Annotated in this window: 21 protein-coding genes; 14 read left to right on the top strand and 7 right to left on the bottom strand. The window is 65.2% G+C overall.

Annotated elements, in window-relative coordinates:
* The first annotated feature begins 3 nt into the window (after positions 1–3).
* From ACLFKU_RS11400 to ACLFKU_RS11390, 3 genes are all read left to right on the top strand, one after another.
* Complete coding sequence (locus ACLFKU_RS11400) at positions 4–669, top strand: hypothetical protein (RefSeq protein ID WP_410849161.1); 666 nt, start codon at positions 4–6, stop codon at positions 667–669.
* Positions 670–753: 84 nt separating this feature from the next.
* Positions 754–1938, top strand: coding sequence for a cystathionine beta-lyase (locus ACLFKU_RS11395; protein WP_410849160.1), 1185 nt, complete (start codon positions 754–756; stop codon positions 1936–1938).
* Between the two features lie 513 nt (positions 1939–2451).
* Positions 2452–2583 (top strand): hypothetical protein, encoded by a 132-nt coding sequence (locus ACLFKU_RS11390; protein ID WP_410849159.1) that lies wholly within the window; start codon positions 2452–2454, stop codon positions 2581–2583.
* Between the two features lie 74 nt (positions 2584–2657).
* Here the strand turns inward: ACLFKU_RS11390 and serB are convergent, their stop codons facing one another.
* Complete coding sequence (gene serB / locus ACLFKU_RS11385; protein WP_410849158.1) at positions 2658–3497, bottom strand: phosphoserine phosphatase SerB; 840 nt, start codon at positions 3495–3497, stop codon at positions 2658–2660.
* A 286-nt stretch (positions 3498–3783) separates the two neighbouring features.
* Between serB and ACLFKU_RS11380 the strand changes: the two genes are divergently transcribed.
* The 4 genes from ACLFKU_RS11380 (at position 3784) to ACLFKU_RS11365 (ending at position 9493) form a co-directional block, all read left to right on the top strand.
* Positions 3784–5019, top strand: a complete 1236-nt coding sequence (locus ACLFKU_RS11380) for a cytochrome P450 (RefSeq protein WP_410849157.1) — start codon at positions 3784–3786, stop codon at positions 5017–5019.
* Positions 5020–5220: 201 nt separating this feature from the next.
* Entirely contained in the window at positions 5221–6231 is a 1011-nt protein-coding gene (locus tag ACLFKU_RS11375; RefSeq protein ID WP_410849156.1) for a Ku protein, read from the top strand.
* 47 nt (positions 6232–6278) lie between these two features.
* Positions 6279–9104 carry a DNA ligase D gene (gene ligD, locus ACLFKU_RS11370; RefSeq protein WP_410849155.1) on the top strand — a complete coding sequence of 942 codons (2826 nt, stop codon included), beginning with the start codon at positions 6279–6281 and terminating at the stop codon, positions 9102–9104.
* Between the two features lie 86 nt (positions 9105–9190).
* Positions 9191–9493, top strand: coding sequence for a hypothetical protein (locus tag ACLFKU_RS11365; RefSeq protein WP_368585962.1), 303 nt, complete (start codon positions 9191–9193; stop codon positions 9491–9493).
* 22 nt (positions 9494–9515) lie between these two features.
* On the opposite strand, the gene ACLFKU_RS11360 is transcribed toward ACLFKU_RS11365, so the two are convergent.
* The gene (locus ACLFKU_RS11360) at positions 9516–10484 is read right to left on the bottom strand and encodes a LysR family transcriptional regulator (protein WP_410849154.1); all 969 of its coding nucleotides are present in this window, start codon (positions 10482–10484) and stop codon (positions 9516–9518) included.
* A 112-nt stretch (positions 10485–10596) separates the two neighbouring features.
* Here ACLFKU_RS11360 and ACLFKU_RS11355 point away from each other — a divergent pair, with 112 nt between their 5' ends.
* Positions 10597–11613, top strand: coding sequence for a zinc-binding alcohol dehydrogenase family protein (locus ACLFKU_RS11355; protein ID WP_368585960.1), 1017 nt, complete (start codon positions 10597–10599; stop codon positions 11611–11613).
* A 222-nt stretch (positions 11614–11835) separates the two neighbouring features.
* Positions 11836–12384, top strand: a complete 549-nt coding sequence (locus ACLFKU_RS11350; RefSeq protein WP_368585959.1) for a DUF6013 family protein — start codon at positions 11836–11838, stop codon at positions 12382–12384.
* Between the two features lie 72 nt (positions 12385–12456).
* Here the strand turns inward: ACLFKU_RS11350 and ACLFKU_RS11345 are convergent, their stop codons facing one another.
* Positions 12457–13263 (bottom strand): ABC transporter permease, encoded by an 807-nt coding sequence (locus tag ACLFKU_RS11345; protein ID WP_410849153.1) that lies wholly within the window; start codon positions 13261–13263, stop codon positions 12457–12459.
* Entirely contained in the window at positions 13260–14000 is a 741-nt protein-coding gene (locus ACLFKU_RS11340; protein ID WP_410849152.1) for an ATP-binding cassette domain-containing protein, read from the bottom strand. The genes ACLFKU_RS11345 and ACLFKU_RS11340 overlap by 4 nt, the downstream gene beginning before the upstream one ends.
* Positions 14001–14206: 206 nt before the next feature.
* Between ACLFKU_RS11340 and ACLFKU_RS11335 the strand changes: the two genes are divergently transcribed.
* Positions 14207–16666: an AsmA family protein gene (locus tag ACLFKU_RS11335; RefSeq protein ID WP_410849151.1), complete on the top strand. Its 2460-nt coding sequence runs from the start codon at positions 14207–14209 to the stop codon at positions 16664–16666.
* Positions 16666–16791: a hypothetical protein gene (locus tag ACLFKU_RS11330; RefSeq protein WP_410849150.1), complete on the top strand. Its 126-nt coding sequence runs from the start codon at positions 16666–16668 to the stop codon at positions 16789–16791. Before ACLFKU_RS11335 ends, ACLFKU_RS11330 begins: the two co-directional genes overlap by 1 nt.
* Before the next feature lie 195 nt (positions 16792–16986).
* On the opposite strand, the gene ACLFKU_RS11325 is transcribed toward ACLFKU_RS11330, so the two are convergent.
* On the bottom strand, positions 16987–17478 hold the full coding sequence (locus ACLFKU_RS11325; RefSeq protein ID WP_013089382.1) for a hypothetical protein: 492 nt from the start codon (positions 17476–17478) through the stop codon (positions 16987–16989).
* A complete protein-coding gene (locus ACLFKU_RS11320; RefSeq protein ID WP_368585954.1) occupies positions 17411–17746 on the bottom strand; it encodes a hypothetical protein in 336 nt (111 codons plus the stop codon). The genes ACLFKU_RS11325 and ACLFKU_RS11320 overlap by 68 nt, the downstream gene beginning before the upstream one ends.
* 117 nt (positions 17747–17863) lie before the next feature.
* Between ACLFKU_RS11320 and ACLFKU_RS11315 the strand changes: the two genes are divergently transcribed.
* The 3 genes from ACLFKU_RS11315 to ACLFKU_RS11305 are packed head-to-tail and all read left to right on the top strand — an operon-like array spanning position 17864 to position 22054.
* Complete coding sequence (locus tag ACLFKU_RS11315) at positions 17864–19474, top strand: sensor histidine kinase (RefSeq protein ID WP_410849149.1); 1611 nt, start codon at positions 17864–17866, stop codon at positions 19472–19474.
* A gap of 54 nt (positions 19475–19528) precedes the next feature.
* The gene (locus ACLFKU_RS11310) at positions 19529–20020 is read left to right on the top strand and encodes a response regulator (RefSeq protein ID WP_368585952.1); all 492 of its coding nucleotides are present in this window, start codon (positions 19529–19531) and stop codon (positions 20018–20020) included.
* 60 nt (positions 20021–20080) lie between these two features.
* A complete protein-coding gene (locus ACLFKU_RS11305; RefSeq protein ID WP_410849148.1) occupies positions 20081–22054 on the top strand; it encodes a response regulator in 1974 nt (657 codons plus the stop codon).
* A gap of 124 nt (positions 22055–22178) precedes the next feature.
* On the opposite strand, the gene mscL is transcribed toward ACLFKU_RS11305, so the two are convergent.
* Positions 22179–22625, bottom strand: coding sequence for a large conductance mechanosensitive channel protein MscL (gene mscL, locus ACLFKU_RS11300; RefSeq protein WP_368585950.1), 447 nt, complete (start codon positions 22623–22625; stop codon positions 22179–22181).
* Positions 22626–22697: the final 72 nt, after the last annotated feature.

The following is a 22697-nucleotide window of genomic DNA, read 5'->3' as shown; positions in this document are numbered from 1 at the left end:
AGGATGCGGGAAGCGAAAGTGACGAAGGGTTCGGTAGCGCGCGCGTTGCGTCAGCGCGCCGGCGTGGCGGCAAGCGCCGTCGCGCTGCTGTGTGCCGGCACGGTGCTGTGGATGCCGTCGCAGGCGTGGGCGGAAAGCGATGCGGTCAAGGAGCTGGCCGCGCCGCCGCCGATCCAGCTGCCGCTGAAACCGAGCCCCGAGTTCGCGAAGTTTCCGCGCTACGTGGGCACGCTCGGCGCGCGGCCGATCGTGCTGCGGCTCGGGCCCAAGACCGACGATCCTTCCGGCGTGCACGGCGAGTATCAGTACACCGATAACGGCGAGGTGATCCTGATCGCGGGCGACCGCGTCGGCGATACGCTCGAAGTCGAGGAATCGAACGACGGCACGCATATCACCGGCAACTGGGTCGGCAAGTTCGCGGCGGACGGCTCGCTCGAAGGCGACCGCATGAACGTCGACGATTCGAACCCGCAGGAATTCAACCTGAAGCCCATGGCGGCGGGGCAGGCGGTACCTGCGGCCGGTTCGGCCGGCGCGGCGGCCAAGGCGGCTACCCCCACTCCGCAGCCGGCTGCTGCGAACGGCGCAGTGGCGGCTCCGGCGCCGGCATCCGCTGTCGGCGGGCACCCGGTGGGCGGCGTCAGCAACCTGCAAACCGGCGACTGATGCGTACGCACGCCGGGCATCTTGAGTCGCGCGGCGCGGCCGTTGCTTCAGGCCCGCTTCTCCGTGTTTTTCATCGAGCTCTACATGACTGAATCCAAACTCAAACACCGCCTGCAGACTCGCATCGTGCGTGCCGAGGACGACATCACGCCGGGCTTCGAATCGTTTTCGACGCCGGTCACGCGGGCGTCGACGGTGGTGTTCCCCGATCTCGCGGCGATGCGCGCGCTCGACTGGAAAAACGACGCGCAATGGCGCTACGGCCTGCATGCGACACCGACGCAGATCGCGCTCGCGCAGCGCCTTGCCGCGATCGAGGGCGGCAAACATGCGCTGCTGCAGCCGTCGGGGCTGTCGTCTATCTCGAACGTCTACTTCGGCCTCGTGAAGGCCGGCGACGACGTGCTGATCCCCGACAACGTCTATTCGCCGAATCGCGACCACGGCGACTGGCTTGCGCGCGATTTCGGCATCACGGCGCGCTACTACGATCCGCTGATCGGTGCGGACATCGCCAGGCTGATCCAGCCGAACACGCGCCTGATCTGGATCGAAGCGCCCGGCTCGGTGACGATGGAAGTGCCCGACGTGCCGGCCATCACGGCGGCGGCGCGCGCGCGCAACGTCTTCACCGCGATCGACAACACATGGTCCGCCGGCCTCGCGTTCCGGCCGTTCGACCACGGCGTCGATATCTCGGTGCAGGCGCTGACCAAGTACCAGTCGGGCGGCGGCGACGTGCTGATGGGCGCGACGATCACGGTCGACCGCGACGTGCATGTGAAGCTGAAGGCGGCGCGTATGCGCATGGGCATCGGGGTGTCCTCGGACGACTGCTCGCTGATCCTGCGCAGCCTGCCGAGCATGCAACTGCGTTTTGCTCAGCACGATCGCGCGGCGCTGTCGCTCGCGGCGTGGTTGAAGAACCGGCCGGAAATCGTCGCGGTGCTGCATCCGGCGCTCGCCGACTGTCCGGGGCACGAAGTGTACAAGCGTGATTTCACCGGCGCGGGCGGCCTGTTCTCGGTCGTGTTCGACGAGCGATACAGCGCGGCGCAGATCGACATGTTCTGCGAATCGCTCGAACTGTTTTCGCTCGGCTGGAGCTGGGGCGGCGCGCATAGCCTCGCGATGCCGTACGACATCGCGTCGATGCGCACGGCGGCTGAGTGGCCGCACCGCGGCACGCTGGTGCGTTTCTATATCGGTCTGGAAGACGAGGCTGATCTGCGGGCGGATATCGAGCAGAGCCTCGCTAAGCTCGCTTAATACGCGTCAGCCTGTTCGACACGTTGTTCGAGAAGCCCGTCGGGATGCGTTCCCGGCGGGCTTTTTTGTTGCCCGGAGTATCGAGCAGATCTGACCGATTGCCCGAATGTTCGATACGGGTGCGCGACGCTACGATCGTGTGCTTGCCGAATAACGTTGCCGCGCTCGGGGAGAGGCTTCGATGAATCTTTTCTTCTGGGTGTTGCTGAATCTCGCGGTGCCGATTGTCGGGCCGATTTTTACGCTGGCGCTCGTTGCGCCCGCGTATGGCTGGCGCATTGCCCCACAGCCGTGATGGCATGCTTGCTCAAGGTGCGGCAGGATGGCTTCGTCACCGCTCTCGATGACAGGCAGACCGAGTCCATGGTTGGCGCGCTTTCACGTGGGGCGATAAGCGCGTCGATTTTCACGATCTGCCTGGCGGCGTTTCTATTCGCGGCCCTACACATTTACCTCAATTAGATTTATTGGATAGTGCAGCGCTTATACTTGCTTCGTCTTGCGGAGGAGCTTATGAAACAATTTATCCTGTCGTTGGAAATAGGCAAAAATCACGACCGCATCATGAAGGGCGTGTTGATCTTCAACATCCTGATTTCCATCGGCATGTTCGCCCTGTTTCTGCCGGCCATTTTCAACCGATAACAACACGGTTCGCGCATTTCGCTAACGCGTCGGCCGTTGTGCCGACGCGATAACGAGCCCCTCGAGCACCAGCCTCAAAACAACCGCAGCAACCCGTCCAGTCCAACGAAATTGAACGACACGCTGGCTGCTTCGCGCACCACCGGCTTCGCGCGGAATGCAACGGAAAGTCCCGCTTCGGCCATCATTTTCAGGTCGTTCGAGCCGTCACCCATCGCAATGGCGCGCGAAGGCTCGATCCCGAGCGTCGCGCAGGTTTCGCGCAGCGTGCGCGCTTTCACGTCGGCATTGACGATCTCCCCAATCACGTTGCCGGTCAGCTTGCCGTCGACAATTTCAAGCGTATTCGCACGCGTGAAATCGAGGCCGAGGCGCGCCTTCAGCTTCGCGGTGAAGAACGTGAAGCCGCCCGACACGAGCAGCGTTTTCAGGCCCGCCTGTTTCGCGCCGGCGAGCATGCGTTCGGCGCCCGGCGACAACTGCAGCCGCTCTTCGTACACGCGTTCGAGCGCGCTGGCGTCGAGCCCCTTGAGCAGCGCGACGCGGCGCGTCAGGCTTTCGTTGAAGTCCTTGATCTCGCCGCGCATCGCAGCCTCCGTGATCGCCGCGACTTCGGCTTTGAGCCCGCAGAAATCGGCGATTTCATCGATGCACTCGATCGTGATCAGCGTCGAATCCATGTCCATCGCGACGAGTCCGAAGTCGCGCAACTGGCGGCCGGCTTCGACAAACGCGTAGTCGAGTTGATGCGTGTAGCAATACGCTTCGACGTCGGCGCGTTGCGCGAGGGTCGCGCCGGCGATGCGAATCGCGTTCTCGTCGATGACGGCGGGTTGCGAGCCGCGCGCGAGCGCGGCGAGTGTTTTGTGGTGGTCGGCGGAAAGGGGGGCGACGCTTTGAATGACGAGGTTCATGGACGACCAGTGACGCGGGAAGAAAGAGGCGCGTGGCGCGCGGAAAATCCCGCTATTGTATCGGTTCTGTCCGCCGCGCCGTCGCGGGCGGCCGTAGCGGGCGGGTTGGCCGTGCGCTCCGGCAGTGCACAGTTCATACTGACGCATCGAATCGTGTGGCGCAGTCGTCGTCAGGTTGATTGAAGTCGGCGGTCTGCGTATCGCCGTAACGGAACAGACCGAACAAATACGGTCACACGAACCCGCCACATCACAGGCGCAACAAGACGCCCCACGGAGACAACGCATGACCCCGGCAACCGCCAGCGACGCTTCCTCCCTTGCCCGCGACTTCGATCTGCGTCATCTGAGTCCCGCGTTCTACGCCGATCCCTATCCGGTCTATCGCGCACTGCGCACCTATGAGCCGATCCGCCGCATGCCCGACGGCTCGCTGTTCCTGACGCGCTTTCGCGACGTCCAGGCGGTCTACCGCGACCCGAAGACCTTCAGTTCCGACAAGACCGTCGAGTTCCGCCCGAAATACGGCGACTCGCCGCTTTACGCGCATCACACCACGAGCCTCGTGTTCAACGATCCACCGCGCCATACTCGCGTGCGCAAGCTGATCGCCGGCGCACTGACCGCGCGCGCGATCGCGGCGATGGAGCCCGCGTTGATCCGGCTCGTCGACGACCTGCTCGATGCGGCCGCGCAGCGCAGGCGGATCGATCTGATCGGCGAGTTCGCGTCGGCGATTCCGGTCGAGGTCATCGGCAATCTGCTCGACGTGCCGCACGACGAACGCGCGCCGCTGCGAGACTGGTCGCTCGCGATACTCGGCGCGCTCGAGCCGTCGCTGAGCGACGCGCAGTTCGAGCGCGGCAATCGCGCGGTCAGCGAATTCGTCGACTATCTGCGCGGCCTCGTCGCACGCCGCCGCCGCGAGCCCGGCGATCCGCAGCACGACGTGCTGACGCGGCTGATTCAGGGCGAGGGCCCGCACGAGCAGCTATCGGAGGCCGAGCTGCTGCAGAACTGCATTTTCATCCTGAACGCGGGGCACGAAACGACCACCAACCTGATCGGCAACGGGCTCGTGACGCTGAGCCAATGGCCTGACGAGCGTGCCGCGCTGCTGCGCGAGCCCGAGTTGATCGGCACCGCGGTCGAGGAGTGTTTGCGCTTCGAAAGTTCGAACCAGCTCGGCAACCGCATGACCACGGTCGATACCGAGATCGGCGGCGTCGCGGTCGCGCGCGGCACGCCGGTCACGCTGTGCATCGGCGCGGCCAATCGCGATCCCGAGCAGTTTGCCGAACCGGACCGCTTCGACATTCGCCGCGATCCGAACCGGCATCTCGCTTTCGGCTTCGGGATTCATCAGTGCGCGGGCCTGTCGCTGGCGCGGCTGGAGGCGCGGATTGCGATCGGGCGCTTCGTGCGGCGCTTCCCGGCGTATCGCGTCGATGGCGAGCCGACGCGGGGCGGGCGCGTGCGGTTTCGCGGGTTTGCGTCCGTGCCGGTCCTGCTCGAGCCTTGATACGACCTCCGGGTAGCGCGCGCGAACAAGGACAGCCGTAGCTTTTGCCGCTTCGTCGCAAGACTTACAGCCTTATGACAGCACGCCGCCGAGCGGACCGGCGCATGCTTTAAGCGTGGCAGCAGCCCAAAACCCGCCAAAACGCGGGCACGCTTGCTGCTTCGCCTGATATCTCAGGGCCATGGGACAGGGGAGCGCGCGATGGCACATATGATCTGGAAGGGCGCAATCAGTTTCGGGCTGGTTCACGTACCGGTGCAGCTTTATCCGGCGACGCAGTCGGAGAAGGTCGGCTTCAATCTGCTCGACAAGCGCACGATCGACCCGATCGGCTACAAGCAGATCAATAAGCGCACCGGCAAGGACGTGACCCGCGAGAACATCGTGCGCGGCTTCGAATACGAGAAGGATCGCTACGTCGTACTGTCGGACGACGAAATCCGCTCGGCGAATCCCGAGTCGACGCAGACGGTCGACATCCTCGCGTTCGTCGACGCAGCCGATATCTCGTTTCTCTATCTCGACACGCCGTATTTCCTGACGCCCGACCGCAAGGGCGAAAAAGTCTATGCGTTGTTGCGCGAGGCGATGACGGCCTCGGGCAAGATCGGCGTCGCGAGCGTCGTGCTGCACAACAAGCAGCATCTGGCCGCGCTGATTCCGCTCGGTCCGATGCTCGCGCTGAACACGCTGCGCTGGGCCGACGAGGTGCGCAGCCTCGACGAATTCAAGGTGCCGCCCGAAGGCATGAAGGCCACCGGCGTGTCGGCCAAAGAACTCGACATGGCGAAAAAGCTGATCGACGACATGAGCGAGACGTGGGACCCGACGCAGTATCACGACACGTTTCGCGACGACATCATGGCGCTCGTCGAGCGCAAGATCCAGGCAGGCAAGACCGAGGAGGTCACCGAGGTCGAAACGCCGCACGAGTCGCGCAAGTCCGCCGACATTCTCGACCTGTCCGATCTGCTCAAACGCAGCCTCGGCCGCGGCAAGGGCAAGCAGGCGGCCACTGGCCGCAAGCGCGCCGCCGGCGAGGACGAGGATCAGGCCGATAGCGAAGCCGAGTCCGATGAAGAGGCGGCCGCGCCCGCGCGCAAAAAGGCTCGCGCGACGAGCACCGCGCGCAGTCGCAGCGGTAGTGGCAGCAGCGCCCGCACCACTTCGAAAACCACCGCAACGTCGCGCAAACGGCGCGCGGCGGCCTGAACGCGCGGCCGACCCGCCTATCGCACTCACGCACCGGAGTCATCGCCATGAACGACCGACTCGAGCTCTATCACCGCAAGCGCCGCTTCGAAGACACGCCGGAGCCATCCGGCGCGACGACCCGCAAGCGCGCGGCTAGCAAGACGGGCAAGAGCGCGACGCGTGCCGCGCCCGACACACTGTCCTACGTGATCCAGGAGCACGACGCGCGGCGTCTGCACTACGACTTCCGGCTCGAACTGAACGGCGCGCTACTGTCGTGGGCGGTTCCGAAGGGGCCAAGCCTCGACCCGTCGGTCAAGCGGCTCGCGGTGCACGTCGAAGATCATCCGGTCGAATACGGTACCTTCGAGGGCGAGATTCCGCCGGGCAACTACGGTGCGGGGACCGTGATCGTGTGGGATCGCGGCACGTGGGAGCCGGCGGGCGGCGTGGCCGAAGCCGCGCGCTCGTACGCGGCCGGCAAGCTCAAGTTTCATTTGCACGGCGAGAAGCTGCACGGCGGCTGGACGCTGGTACGCAGCCATATGCGCGGCAGCGGCGACAAGGAGCAATGGCTGCTGATCAAGGAGCGCGACGAGGAAGCGCGCGACGAAAGCGACTACGACGTGCTGAAAGAGCTGCCCGGCAGCGTGCTGGCCGACGGCGCTTCGAAAGGCAGGAAAACGAAGCAAGCGAAAGCGCAGACGAAAACCTCGGGCGACGGCAAGGTCACGAGCGCGGGCCGGCCGTCGCAATCCGCATCCTCGCGCCGCGCAGCCGATCCCAAACGCCCCGACATCGTCGCGACGCGTACCGCGCAGTCGTTACGCGAACTCGCCGCATCGCCATCGATCGAAGGCGCGGTCAAAGCCGCGCTGCCCGCGAGCCTGACGCCGGAGCTGGCGACGCTCGTCGACACTGCGCCGCCTGGCGACGACTGGTTGTACGAAATCAAGTTCGACGGCTACCGCGTGCTCGCGCGCATCGACCACGCGTCGAAAAAGAAGGCTGGTGCCGTCAGCGTTTTCACGCGCAACGGCAACGACTGGACCACCAGGTTCAGCAAGCAGATCGAGGCCATCGCCGGGCTCGACATGCAAAGCGCGTGGCTGGACGGCGAAGCGGTCGTGCTCGATGAACGCGACGTGCCGAGCTTCCAGTTGCTGCAAAACGCGTTCGATGCGCATCGCCCGCAGGACATCGTGATCTATCTGTTCGATCTGCCGTTCCTGAACGGCTACGACCTGCGCGGCGTGCCGCTGGAACAGCGCCGCGCGATTCTGCGCGCGCTGCTCGAAGGCGTCGACGATCGCGTGCTGCGCTTTTCGAACGACTTCGCGTTCAGCGCCGGCGAGCTGCTCAAGAGCGCGTGCGACATGGGGCTCGAAGGCATCATCGGCAAGCGGCGCGACAGCCGCTATGTGTCGGGCCGCGCGCCGTCGTGGATCAAGCTGAAGTGCCGGCGGCGCCAGGAGTTCGTGATCGGCGGCTATTCGGAGCCGGCCGGCAGCCGCGAGGCGTTCGGCGCGCTGCTGCTCGGTGTCTACGACGCCGACGGCCAACTGCAGTACGCGGGGCGCGTCGGTACCGGCTTCGACGCCGGGTTGCTGCGCTCGGTCAAACAGGCGCTCGACGCGCACGCGAGCAAGCGCATGCCGTTCGCGAGCGCGCCGCGTGAGCGCAGCCGCACGCCCGTGCATTGGGTCGAGCCGGTGCTCGTCGCCGAATGCAACTTCGCCGAATGGACGAGCGATGGCATCGTGCGCCAGGCGTCTTTCGTCAGTTTGCGCGACGACAAACCGGCGCGCCAGATCGTCAGGGAAACCGCCCGACAAGGAGCCGACGTGCAACAGCAAACCGAAACCGCCGCCGACGATGCGCGGCAACCAGGCGCGCCGAAAAAGCGCGCAGCCACGAAAACCAGCAAGACCGCCAAGACCGCCACGCCTGCCGTGACGGAACGCGCGTCCGCCCGAACCACGGCAACACGCTCGCGCACGCAAAGCGAAATCGCCGGCGTGCGCATCTCGCATCCCGATCGCGTGATCGACAAGAGCAGCGGCGCAAGCAAGCTCGAACTGGTGCAGTACTACGAATCAATCGCCGAATGGATGCTGCCGCATCTGCGCGAGCGGCCTGTCGCGCTGGTGCGCGCGCCCGAGGATATCGGCGGCGAGCTGTTCTTCCAGAAGCACAGCCAGAAGCTGTCGATTCCAAACGTCACGCAGCACGAAGGACTCGACCCGGGCCATCCGGCGCTGATCACGGTCGACACGCTCGCCGCACTGGTCGGCGCCGCGCAGATGGGCACCGTCGAATTTCACACGTGGAATGCGCTCGCGTCGAATATCGAAAAGCCCGATCGGATGGTGTTCGATCTCGACCCGGACCCGTCGCTCGGCTGGGAACGGATGGTCGAGGCCGCGCAACTGACCCGCTCGCTGCTCGACGAACTGGGCCTGAAGTCGTTCGTCAAGACGAGCGGCGGCAAGGGCTTGCACGTGGTCGTGCCGCTCGCGAAGCAGGCCGGCTGGGACGAAGTGAAGGATTTCTCGCAGGCGGTCGCGCAGCATATGGCGACGACGCTGCCGCAGTATTTCAGCGCAAAGATGGGTGCGCAGAACCGCAAGAAGAAAATCTTCATCGACTATCTGCGCAACAACCGCGGCTCCAGCACGGTGGCCGCATTCTCGGCGCGGGCGCGGCCGGGACTCGGCGTGTCGGTGCCGCTCGCGTGGGACGAACTCGACAGCACGACGAGCGGCGATCAATGGGGCATCCGCAACGTCCACGAGCGCGTGGACGGCCTCTCGAACGACCCGTGGGCCGACTATGCGAAGACCCGTCAGCGCATCACCGCGGCGATGAAAAAACGTCTGGGCGTCGCGTGATGCGCGCTCGTCCAGGTGGCTGAATCAACCCGCGAATTCGCCGTGCGCACTCAGTGCGCGAACGCGCTTCGCGAAGGAGCAATGCAATGAAGACCCAGCCGCAATCGACAGATGGCGACTCGCAAGCCGACCCGCACGCGAACAAGGACCCGGAGTCGTTGCAGGAAGCCGCGGCGCCGCTGCCGCATGAAACCGACCAGCATCCGGAGTCACAGCACGAAGACAATCCGCGCCATGTCGGCAAGCAGGCGCATGAGGATATCGAGCATGGCTTGCAGGATACCGACCGCCGCGGCGGCGGCGAGTATCAGCAGCGCACGCAGAACGACTCGCATACCGATGTGAACTCGGATCGCAAGCAGGGCGGCGCGAAGGGCGGCAAGCGCTGACGCCGCTTAACGGGCGTGACGCTTACGCGCCCGCCGCTCCAACCGGCTCACGATCCCAATACGGCGGATCGCCGAAATGCGCGGCGACGAAGTCGATGAATGCGAGCGTCTTCGGCGGCATGAACGCGCGGCTCGGGTACACGGCCCAGATCGCGACGTCGTCCGCGAGCGGATAGCTGTCGAGCACGCTGACGAGTTCGCCGCTGCGCAGATAGGGCGCCACGTCCCATGTCGATTTCAGCGCGATGCCGAAGCCCGCGAGCAGCGCGTCGCGAATCACCTCGCCGTTGTCGGTGACGAGGCGGCCGCTCACGCGCACGTCGAGCGGGCCAGTGGGCGTCACGAAACGCCAGTCGCGCTGCTCCGACAGGATGATGCACTCGTGCCGCGCCAGATCCGACGGATGATGCGGCGTGCCGTGCGCGGCCAGATAGGCGGGGGCCGCGCACAGCACGCGGCGGTTGACCGCGAGCCGCCGCGCGACCAGCGACGAATCCTTCAGCACGCCGACGCGGATCGCGACATCGATGCCCGCGTCGACCAGATCGACCACCTGATCCGTCAGGCGCAGATCGACGCTGACACCCGGATAGCGGCGCAAAAACTCGCTGATCACCGGCGACACATGCTGGCGCCCGAACGACGACGGCATCGTCACGCGCAGCCGTCCCTGCGGCTCCGCCTGCGCGCGGCCGACCGATGCGCGCGCGGCGCCGGCCGCGTCGAGCAGCGCCTCGGCGCGCGTCATGAACACTTCACCGTCCTGGGTGAGGCTGATGCGGCGCGTGGTCCGATGCAGCAAGCGCGCGCCGAGCAGCTTTTCGAGTTGCGCGATCCGCGCGCTCGCGACCGCCGCCGACAAACCGAACTCGCGCCCGGCCGCCGACACGTTGGCAAGCAGCGCGGCGCGCACGAACAGCGCGACATCGAGCAGGTCGAGCCGTTCGCGCTCGCTGGGCAGGGACCGGCCAGCCGGATTTGAATCGTTCATTATTCTGGAAAACAAAAAAATGTTTCAGTGATTATGACTGTTTTAACAGAATAAGAACCGTCTTACGATTCTGGTCATGCTTGCACATCAACCGAACCCACAAGGAGCAGCCATGAAAGCCGTCGGACTCTACCGTTATCTGCCAATCGATCACGCCGAAGCGCTCGTCGACGTCGAGATCCCGAAACCCGAAGCGAGCGGCCGCGATCTGCTGGTCAAGGTCGAAGCGATTTCCGTGAACCCGGTCGACACCAAGGTGCGCGCGCCGAAAGACAGCGTCGAGAAGACGCCGCGCGTGCTCGGCTGGGATGCGGCCGGCACCGTCGTCGCGGCCGGGCCCGAGGTCACGCTGTTCAAGGTCGGCGACCCGGTGTTTTATGCGGGCAGCATTACCCGGCCTGGCGCCAACAGCGAGTTTCATCTGGTGGACGAACGGATCGTCGGACACAAGCCGGCGTCGCTCGATTTCACGCACGCGGCCGCGTTGCCGCTGACCGCGATCACCGCATGGGAAGCCTTGTTCGACCGCCTCGGCGTATCGCCGCAGGGCGCCGACGCAGGCCGCACGGTGCTGATTTTCGGCGGCGCGGGCGGGGTCGGCTCGATCGGCATCCAGCTCGCGAAACAGCTCGGCAAGCTGAAGGTGATCGCGACCGCGTCGCGGCCCGAATCGGCGAAATGGGCACGTGAGCTCGGCGCGGATCACGTCGTGGATCACTTCGGCGATCTGCCTGCGCAGATGAAAGAGCTCGGCATCGAAGAGGTCGACTACGTGCTGATCTTCAACGACACCGACCGCAATTTCCCCGCTGCCGCCCAACTGATCAAACCGCAAGGCGGTATCTGCACGATCGTCGAGAACAGCGCCGCGGTGCCGGTCGAATTGCTGAAGGCGAAGAGCGCCGCGTTTCACTGGGAATTCATGTTCACGCGCTCGATGTTCGGCACGCCCGACATGATCGAGCAGCACAAGCTGCTGACCGAGGTCGCGCGCCTCGTCGACGCGGGCACGTTGCGCACGACGCTCGGCCAGGACCTGGGCCGCATCAACGCGGAGAATCTGCGCCGCGCGCATCAGTTGCTCGAAGCAGGACGCGCGATCGGCAAGCTGGTGCTGACCGGCTTCTGAGATGAAATCGACGCGCAGAAAGCGCGTCGCCGCAAGCGGGTTAACACCCGAGCCGACACGACACGCGCGCCAGCGCGCTTGGCGTTAGACTGACGACGCAGCATGCCAAAACGGTTGCGTGTCTTGCGGCGAGGCCAGCCAGTGTGAACCGGCCGGGCCTCGGCAGTGCACGGGCAGTCGCGTCGACGCGAGCGCGCAGCGGCACAACAACGAGGTGACAGTATGAGCTTCAGCTTCAAACTCTCCGCCGTTTCGGTTGTCGCTTCTCTCGCTTGCGCGCTCGTGCCGGCTGCTCACGCAGCCACGCCGATCACGGTGACCAACAAGGCCGCGCTCGACGGTCCGATCCGCTACACCGTTCGCGTCACGTCGAAACAGTTCGGCAATTCCCAGGAGACTCGCACGATCCGCTCGGGCGAAACGGACGACTTCACCTGGAAGACCGTGCCGCCCGGCGGTCCGGTGCCCGCTACCGATGCATGCCCGGACTATGCGTCGCTGCCGGTCGACGAGAATGGCGCGATGATTCGCCAGACGCAGATCCGACTCGCACCGGTGGTGGCGAGCGACGGCACCGCGACCGTACAGCTGAGCTTCCAGGCGCAGACGCCGCACGGTGTCAAAACCGTGACGAGCGGCGGCAAGACGCTCAAGTGTCCGAACGATGTGCGTATGAGTCAGATCGTGCGTTTCACGATGCCGGTCAACGGCACGACGAAAACGCTGACGCTGAGCGATGGCACTGAGGTGGCCATCACCGCTAAGCGTTGAACGGTCGAGCGCACGCGGCGTGATGGCCGCGTGCGCGAGCCGTAGCACGCTTGAGCGCGTCATCCCGGTGAGTCATCCTTTGCGTGCGTCACGCTCGACGAGCCGCGCCGGCAAGAACTGATGCTCAGCCGAAAACAGTCGCCTGTACGTGAGCAGCACCGCGCCCACCGTCCCCAGCGCCGACGCCGCCGCGATCAGAAACATGATGACGATCTGATAGCGCACCGCCTGCAATGGAGATTGCCCGGCCAGCACCTGGCCGGTCATCATGCCCGGCAAACTGACCACGCCGACCACCGCCATCTGATTCAACGTCGGCATCATGCCCGCGCGCACCGCCTGACGCGCCGGCGCCTGCGCGGCCTCCCAGCGTGTCGCGCCGAGCGCGAGCGCCATGTCGACGCGGTCGCGCCGCGCGGTCAGCTCCTCGGTCATCCGCTCGATGCCGAGCGATACACCGGTCAGCGTGTTGCCGAGGATCATGCCGAGAATCGGAATCGCATATTGCGGCTCGTACCACGGATGGATGCGGATCACGACGAACAACCCCACCGCGGCCACGAGCCACGAGCTGACCCAGATCGACAGCAAGCTGTCCGCGCGTTGTCCGGCATAGGTGTGACTGCCGCGCTGCGCGCCGGCGAAACCCGCGATCAGCGTCATCACGATCATCAGCGGCAGCACCACGTACCAGCGAGCGAAACTGAACACCCAGCCGAGCACATAGCCGATCGCGAGCAACTGGAGCACGGTGCGCACCGCCGCCCATGCGAGCTTGCGTTCGAGATCGAGCTTCAGCGCGACCGACACCGCGCCGTTCACGACGATCAGCAGCGTCGCAATCGCGACGTCCCACAAGCTCAGATTCTGCAGGCTCATGAGCGGGACTCCCGGCGCAGCTCCGCGGCATCGCGTTGGTCCGCGTCGCGTCGCACCGTGGTGTGTTCGGCCAGCACGCCGGCGCGCATCGTCAGATGCCGTTCGCTCATGCGTGCCGCCTGCTCGGGATCGTGCGATACCCATATCGATGCGTGAGCGCGAGGCGCGGCATCGAACCATGCCTGCACGAGCGCTTCGATTGCGCGCGATGAAGCCGGGTCGAGCGACGCGGTCGGCTCGTCGAGCAACAACACTTCGGGCGCGAGTTGCAGCACCCGGATCAGCGCGGCGATCTGCGCTTCGCCGCCCGACAATTCGCTTGCGCGCTTGCCGAGAAAGTCCTCGCCGCGGCCGGCCTGCATCGCAAGCCTGGCCGCTCGCGCGCGATCGAAGCGCGCGTCGCGATACGCGCGCAGCTCGAATGGATAGCGCAGATTGTCTTCGACGCTGCCGTCGATCAGCGCGGGCCGCTGCCGGATATACGCGACGCCGCGCCGATAGCGCGGAATCGCCGCTCGCACGAGCGGCGCACCATGCCACAAGATGCGCCCCGCATCGATCGGATCGAGCAGCGCGAGCGCGCGCAGGAACACGCTCTTGCCGGAGCCGGACGGTCCGGTGATCGCGACGCGCTCGCCGGCGCGCAGCGCGAAGGTGGTCTGCTGCAACAGCGTCTGGCCGCGCTGCGCATCACGCCGCACGATGCCGTCGGCGAGGAGGAGGGGAACATCGGTCATGGTTGGAACGTCGTGGGGAGGGTGTCGCTTCGTGCCGGCGCGACGGCGTCAATGCGCCGGTCGGTCTGTCGGCAAAGCGTGCGCCATGATAAAACGACGAGGCGCAATAGCGCACACAACCCACCGGCTCGACGATTCATTGCCACGCGCCAGGCACGATAACTGCTGCACGGTGCACAACGTAGAACAACACGCGGAGCCTTTCAATGGCAGTGTCGAGCAGCATCGGACGACGGGTCGGAAAAATCCTTGCATGGCTGCTGGCCGTGCTCGTCATCCTGATCGTCGCGCTCGTCATCTTCATCCTGACCTTCGACTGGAACCGCGCGCGGCCTTACATCGACGACAAGGTGAGCCAGGCGATCGGCCGGCCGTTCGCGATCCACGGCGATCTGAAGGTGGGCTGGCGTCATGCGGTCGGCGAAACCGGCTGGCGCGGCTGGGTGCCCTGGCCGCGCTTTTCGGCGGCCAATATCACGATCGGCAATCCCGACTGGGCCAAACAGCCGCACTTCGCGACACTCGACGAAATCGACTTCGAGGTCGAGGTGTTGCCGCTGCTCACGCACGACATCGTGATTCCGGCGATCAACCTCGTGAATCCATTCGTCGATCTCGAACGTCTTGTCGACGGGCGCAATAACTGGACCTTCAAACTGCCGTCGTCGACCGGGCCATCCGAGTGGAAGCTCGATCTGCACGATATCGCGTTCGCGAAGGGCAATATCGCGCTGTCGGATCAGCAGAAGAAGGTCGACGTGCAGATGGTCGTCGATACGCTCGGGCAGCCGATCCCGATCGGCGACGCGTTGAAGCAGCAGGAGGCGGCCTCGCGCAGCGCGTCGGCGCAGGCGGTCGGCCGCGCGGGTGCGAGCAAGCTTGCCGCACAGGCCGAAGCGCAGGCGGCTTCGGAAGCGAAGGCGGCTTCCGCAGCGGCCGCTTCCGGAGCACAGACCCCGGCGCAGGCGTCGGCAGCCTCGGGCCCGGGCGCAACATCAGGCGCGCTTGCGACGAGCGGCGCGGCCAGCGAGAGCGCCAGCACGCCTGCGGCCGTCTCGGCCGCGAGCGGCACCGCACCCGGCGCGCCACGCGCGACACCGCTCTATGCGATCGCCTGGACCGTCAAGGGCACCTACAACCGCACGCCGGTGTCCGGCAGCGGCAAGCTCGGCGGCGTGCTCGCGCTGCAGGACGCGAACCGGCCGTTCCCGGTGCAGGCCGACGTGAAAGCCGGCGACCTGCATATCGCCTTCGTCGGCACGGTCACCGATTCGGCGCATCTCGCGGCGCTCGATCTGCGTCTCTGGCTGCAAGGCAACAGCATGGCGCGGCTGTATTCGCTGACCGGTGTGACCTTGCCCGAGACCCCGCCGTACGCGACCGAGGGCCATCTGATCGGCCGGTTCAAATCGAGCGGCAACGTGTTCACGTATGAAAACTTTACAGGCCGGGTCGGTGGCAGCGATCTGAACGGTTCGCTGACCTATACCGGCCGCCAGCCGCGTCCGCTGCTGAAGGGCGAACTCGAGTCGCATCTGCTGCAGTTTTCGGATCTTGCGCCGGTGATCGGCGCCGATTCGAAGGCGAGCAAGGCGAAGCGCGGCGGCGCGGCCGCGCAGCCGGGCAACCGCGCGCTGCCGGTCGAGGAGTTTCGCACCGACCGCTGGAAGGCGATCGACGCCGACGTCAAGTTCACCGGCCGGCGCATCATCAAGAACTCGAATTTGCCGATCACGGATCTGTACACGCACGTTGTGATGACCGACGGCGTGCTGTCGTTGGTGCCGCTGAAATTCGGCGTCGCGGGCGGCTCGCTCGCGTCGGACATTTATCTCGATGGCAGCGGGGCGCCGTTGAAGGGGCGCTTCGCGATGTCGGCGCGGCATCTGAAGCTCAAGCAACTGTTCCCGAACTTCAAGACGATGCAGAGCGCGCTCGGCGAGATCAACGGCGACGCGTCACTGTCCGCGACCGGCAACTCTCCGGCGGCGCTCGCCGCGACTTCGAACGGCGAGCTGAAGGCGCTCGTGACCGAGGGCACCGTGAGCCGTCTGCTGATGGAGGCGGCCGGCCTGAACGTCGCGAACGTGGTCTATGAAAAGCTGTTCGGCAATCGCGACGTGAAGATCAACTGCGCGGCCGCCGATTTCGTCGCGACCGATGGCGTGCTCGAAGCGCGTGTGTTCGCGCTCGATACCGGCGATGCGGTGATCAACATCGACGGTCACATCAATCTGCGCGACGAAACGATGGACCTCGGCGTGCATCCGCATACGAAGGGCTTCCGGGTCTTTTCGCTGCGCTCGCCGCTGTACGTGAAAGGCACCTTCAAGGACCCGCACGTCGGCGTCAATGCGGCCGCGCTCGCACTGCGTGGCGGCGCGGCGGTCGGGCTCGGGCTGATCAATCCGTTCGCGGCGCTGATCCCGCTGCTCGCGCCGAGCAACAACAAGCCGCTGCCGTGCACGCAACTGCTCGCGCAGGTGCGGCAGATGCCGAAGGCGCCGCCGCCGGGCGTGAAGCAACAGCCGAAGGCGCCGATGTCGCTGGAGGGCGCGCCGGTCAACAAGTCCTCGGGCGGCGCGTCGTCGCCGGCCGCGACGGATAGCAATCGCAAGCCCGCGACACAGTCGCCGGCGAGCGCGGCCGAATACAAGGGCAGCTGATGTTGTCGGGTTTGCCGGTGGACTCGTTGAACTGGGGCCTCGGCGGCGGCCTGTGCGTGATCTTTCTGTGGCCGATCAGCGTGCCGCCCGCGCGCGAGCGCGTCGATGATGCGATGGCCGAATGAATGGCACGATGCCGCGCGCAACTGCACGCGGCGGCCGTGAAAGCCCGTGTTTCAATGCAATGAAGCGGACAGGAAAGCAGCGCAGCGCCACCGAAGTCGCCAGCGATGCGTGACGACATCGGCTGTCGAAACCGCCGATGGATGACGACGAAACGACCTGTCAGTAACCCTGAACTTCAGGGTATCTGATCGGCGCTATCTGAGCGAGCGCGGTGTTGCATCGCCCGACGCATCCTGGCGACGCACGCCGCGGCGAGTACCGATCCGCGTCGCGCCGAACTCCGTCAGAATCTTGCCGCGCGCACGACTCGCGAACACGAGGAAGCCGAAGCCGTCGGCCTCGTACCAGTAGCCGCCGTTCTCGAGACCATCGAGCGGTTGCTCCAGTGCGTTGGTTATGGATTCGATGCAGCGCCGCCGCAATTCGGCTGGTGCGGGGTAGGGCGGCTGCGCGCCGCGCACACTGCATAGAAGTACGTCGAGTCCGGGCAGTACGTGTGCATAGAGCACCGGTTCGTCCTGCGCGCGAGCCCGCGCAATCTTGGTGTCGAGTTGACCGAACGGCTTGAAATGCCGCAGAACCGCGAGGAACGACTCGTCGCCGTCCACCTTCGCGCGTCTACGCTTTTTCGGGAAGGACATAAAAATTCGCCTGAAAAAGAATTGCAAGAAACGCTGCGTCCTCATGCGACCACTCCCGGCTTTCGCGCGCCGCACGTCGATCTTTTATAGCATACGACAAGGCCGGATTCACGATGATTCGACGCTGCTGCATCGCTCCACCGCTCCCGCACGAATCATGCCGAACCGCCTCGCCGCGCGCATTCGCATCCCAGCACACCTTGTCTCCATCATAGACGCAGGCGGCGCCGAAAAAACATCCCATCCCAATAAAAAAGTCATTTTTGTGTGGTCGAGCGCTTGCAGGCGCGCCGTTGAAATATCTCTGGTTCACGTCGATAATGGCCCGTCCGGCCGCGCGGCGCCCGCCTTAACAGGGCGCCACGGGTGTGCGCGAGCCCCGCCGTTCGAGTGACAGCCTGAACCACAGCCTGAACGCCCTGACGGAACCATGAAACTATTCACCAAAGGCCTGCTGCTGATCGCGATACCGAGCGTGGTCGAACTCGCGCTGCTCGGGGTCGTCTTCGATACCCAGGAGCGCACCGCGCAGGCCGCGCGATGGGTCGACAACAGCAAGCAGATCCTCTACGAGTCGTCGGCCATCGTCGACCCGCTGCTGCGCCAGGCCGCGCGCGTGCGCACCGCGATGGTGACGGGCGAGGCGTCGCTGATCGACCGCCACGCGGTGTGGGTCGACCTGAACGACCGGCTCGCGAAGCTCGATGCGCTCGTCGCCGAAACGCCGGCCCAGGCCGAGCGCGTACGCAGCATGCGGCGCGCGATCGACGCGTATCGCGCACACAGTGTGGCGATCTCGCAGGCCTTGCACGAAGGGCGCAGTCTACGTCCCTATATCGCGCTCGAAACCGGCGAGTTGCCGGAGCAGATCGCCGTGTTCCGCGAGGAGCTGGCCCAGTTCGACGCGGCGGCGTCGGTGCTCGATGTCGAGCGCTCGAGCGCGCTCGGCGAGCGTCGCGGGCTTCAGCAGCGCGCGCTGATCGCCGCGGCGTTCAGCTCGATGCTGATCTGGGCGGTCACCGCCTTCGTGTTCGCGCGCGGCATCGGCCAGCGCCTCGAAGTGCTGACCGATAATGCCGAGCGGCTCGGCAGCGGCCGGCCGCTCGCGGCGCCGTTGTCGGGCAGCGACGAAATCGCCGCGCTCGACACGGTGCTGCATCAGACCGATGCGCGTCTGCGCGAGGCGGAAGCCGGGCAACAGGCCCTGAAGACGGAGCTCGAGGCACGCGCGCGCGAACTGGCGGGCGTCAATGAGGAATTGCGCCAGGAAACGCAGGACAACGAGATGTTCATCTACAGCGTGTCGCATGATCTGCGCTCGCCGCTCGTCAATCTGCAAGGGTTTTCGAAGGAACTGCACGTGTCGTGCGACGAACTCGACGGCCTCGTCGGGCAGGCTCGCTTGCCTGAGAACGAAGCGCGGCGCATGACGCAGATTCTCGATGGCGACGTGCGCGAGTCGTTGCACTATTTGCGCACGGCGGTTGCGCGCGCGGCGGCGATCATCGACGCGTTGTTGCGCATCTCGCGCGCGGGACGGCTCGAATACCAATGGCAGCGGGTCAGCGTCGGGCGCGCGGTGGCGCAGATCGTCGATGGGCTGCAAGGCACGATCGAGCAGCGCGCCGCGAGCGTCACGGTGCGCGAGCTGCCGCCCGCATGGGGCGATCCGGCGGCGGTCGAGCAGATCTTCCGCAACCTGATCGGCAATGCGCTGACTTTTCTCGATCCGGCGCGCAGCGGGCGCATCGAGGTCGGCGCGCTGGCGCCCGAACCCGTCGATGAAACCGAGCCGCGCGCGGTCCGTATGCGCACCTATTACGTCCGCGATAATGGGCTCGGCATTCCGGCCGCGTATTTATCGAAAGTGTTTCGCGCGTTCCAGCGTCTGCATGCAGACGTCGCGAGCGGCGACGGGATCGGCCTCGCGGTGGTGCGGCGCACGGTCGAGCGGCACGGCGGGCGCGTCTGGGTCGAATCGGCCGAAGGCGCCGGCTCGACTTTTTTCGTGGTGCTGCCCGAGCAGCCGGTGCGCTTCTGAGCGGCGCGCATGCCGGCGCGGGCATGGATGACGAATCGTTGGCACGGAGAGCCTATGAATCACGCGCAAACGGTCAGCATCGTTCTGATCGAAGACGACGACGGCCACGCGACGCTCGTCGAGCGGAATCTGCGCCGTGCCGGCATTTCGAACGGCTTCGTGCGCTTTCGCGACGGCCAGCAGGCGCTCGATTACTTCTTCGGCCCCGCGTCCGCTGAGACATTGACCGACACCGACGGCCAGCCGTATCCGCCGCGCCAGAATCTGGCGAATTTCGTCGTGCTGCTCGATCTGAAGATGCCGTGCGTCGACGGCTTCGAGGTGTTGCGGCGTCTGAAGAAAGACCCCGAGACCGCCGCCGTGCCCGTGATCGTGCTGACCACCACCGACGATCCGCGCGAAATCGCGCGCTGCTACGAACTCGGCTGCAACGTCTACGTCTGCAAGCCGGTCGAATACGATACGTTCGTCGAAGCCGTGCGCCGGCTGGGCTTTTTTCTGCAAGTGGTCAAGCTGCCGCCGGGGCATCGGCTCGCGCCGGCCTGAAGGCGTCCGAAAGCCGTTCATGACAACATAAGCACTGACCTTAGCCACAGAGCATTCTGCATGACCGAAGAAGTGTCCACGCCGCATGCCGCTTACGTGCTCGTCGTCGATGACGACGAGGGCATCCTGCGGCTCGCGCGCAAGTCGCTCGAACGCGCCGGTTGCCGGGTGGCGATCTGCGCCGGTGTCGAGGCGGCCCGCGAGCGGCTCGCGGGTGGCGGCCTCGATCTGCTGGTGCTCGACTATCAGTTGAACGGGCCGGAGACCGGGCTCGATTTCTTCCGGCGTCTGCGCGCGGAGGGCGTGCGCATTCCGGCGATCCTCGTGACCGGCTTCACCGACGAGTCGCGCGTGATCGAAGCGCTGCGCGCGGGCGTGTCCGACGTGGTGCCGAAGTCGGGCGACTATCTCGACTATCTGCCGGAGGCCGTGGAGCGCGTGCTGTCGCAGGTGCGGCTGCAACGCGCGTCCGACGAAGCGCTGCTGCTGCGCGATCGCGAGCTGCATTACCGCACGCTGTCGGAGACGTTGCCGCACCTGGTGCTGACCTGCGATGCGGCCGGTGATTGCGACTTCCTGTCGAAGCAATGGTACGACTACACCGGCTTGCCCGAACACAGCTCGCATGGTCTTGCGTGGCTCGACGCCGTGCATCCCGGCGATCGCGAGCAGATCCGGCAAAGCTGGCTCAAAGCCGTGGCGAGCCGCGACGGCGACTATCGGCACGAGATGCGGATTCGCCGCCACGACGGCGAGTACCGCTGGTTCGATATGCGCGTGGTCGCGTTGCGCGATGCCGATGGCAACGTCAGCAAATGGTTCGGCAGTTGTACCGACATTCACTCGCAGCGCGAGGCGATCGAGGAGCGCGAGCGGCTGCTCGAGTCCGAGCAGGCCGCGCGCCAGGCCGCCGAAGAAGCGAACCGCGCGAAGGACCGCTTTCTCGCGATGCTGTCGCACGAATTGCGCACGCCGCTCACGCCGGTGCTGGCGGGCGCGAGCGTGCTCGAGATGATCTCCGATCTGCCCGAGCAGGCGCGCGCGAGCGTGCGGATGATCCGCCGCAACGTCGAGCTGGAGGCGCGGCTGATCGACGATCTGCTCGATCTGACGCGCGTCGCGAACGGCAAGCTGCGGCTGTCGCTGGAAACCGTCGACGTGCACGACGTGATCGACAGCGTGCTCGAACTCTTTCGCAGCGAAATCCAGGTCAAGCAGCAGGACGTGCATGTCGACAAGCGCGCGACGCATCACTACGTGCTCGCCGATCGCGCGCGTCTGCAACAGATGCTGTGGAACCTGATTCGCAATGCCGCGAAGTTCACGCCGGACGGCGGCCACATCTATGTCCGCACGCGCGACGAACGCATGCAGGTGCAAATCTCGGTCGAAGACACCGGCATCGGCATCGAGCCGGAGCAGATCGGCAAGCTGTTCAACGCGTTCGAGCAGGGCGACCAGAGCATGACGCGGCAGTTCGGCGGGCTGGGTCTCGGTCTCGCGATCACGAAGGCGCTGACCGACGTGCACGGCGGCACCGTGACCGCGCAGAGTCCAGGACCGCATTGCGGCGCGACCTTCACGATCACGCTGCCGACCGCGGCCGCGCCGGCCGCCGCGCCGCCGGTCATCGTGCCGAGCACCGTGCAGCCAGCGAGTTCGCTGACCGTGCTGCTGATCGAGGATCATGCCGATACCGCCGACGTGATGGCCCAATTGATGCGCGGCTTGGGTCATCAGGTGACGGTGGTCGGGCGCATCGACGATGCGCTTGCGGCGACGCAGTTGCAGAGCTTCGATCTGGTCGTCAGCGATGTCGGGTTGCCCGATGGCACCGGCCTCGATTTCATCGAGGCGTTTCGCGAACGTTCCGACGTGCCAGCCGTCGCATTGACCGGCTTCGGCACCGACGAGGACGTGCGCCGTTGTTTGAGTGCGGGCTTTACTTCGCATCTGACGAAGCCTGTCAATTTCGGCCAGCTCGAAGCGATGATCGAAAGCGCCGCGCAATTGAAGGCGCAAAAGAATGCGTGAAGCTCGATAAAGGGTAGTGCGCTGAAAGCAAAGTGAAAAGACAAAGGCCTGTTGCGAAGTGAGTCGCAACAGGCCTTTTTTATTTCACCGGCTCGGGTGTTTGAAACCGAGCTTTATTTAACAATTAACGCTGCTGGTTTTTTAGCGAATCGCGGATCTCGCGCAGCAGCAGCACGTCTTCCGGCGTCGGCGGCGGTTCCGCCGGAGCAGCTTGCGGCTCCTTGCGCAGTTTGTTGATGAACTTGACCATCAGAAAGATGATGAACGCGAGAATGATGAAATTGATCGTCGCGGTAATGAACGAGCCGTAACCGAACACCGCCACGCCGGCCGTCTGCAGGTCTTTATACGATTCGGGGTTGCCTTTGTAAGTCGGCGGAATATGACCGAGGCGAACGAACAGATTGGAGAAATCGAAGCCGCCGGTAGCGAGCCCGACGACCGGCATAATCAGGTCTTTAACCACGGAATTGACAATGGTGGAAAATGCGCCGCCAATAATCACACCGACCGCCAGATCCATCACATTGCCTTTGAGGGCAAATTCTTTAAATTCCTGGATCATGCTCATACACACACCTCCCTGATATGAATAGCCGAATCATACCAACCTGAAGCGGATAGGCTAGTGCTTTGGTCCTGA

Origin of the sequence: Paraburkholderia sp. EG304 (genome assembly GCF_046543485.1) — a bacterium.
Classification (GTDB): Bacteria; Pseudomonadota; Gammaproteobacteria; order Burkholderiales; family Burkholderiaceae; genus Paraburkholderia; species Paraburkholderia youngii.
This window is presented reverse-complemented; position numbering and strand designations above follow the sequence as displayed.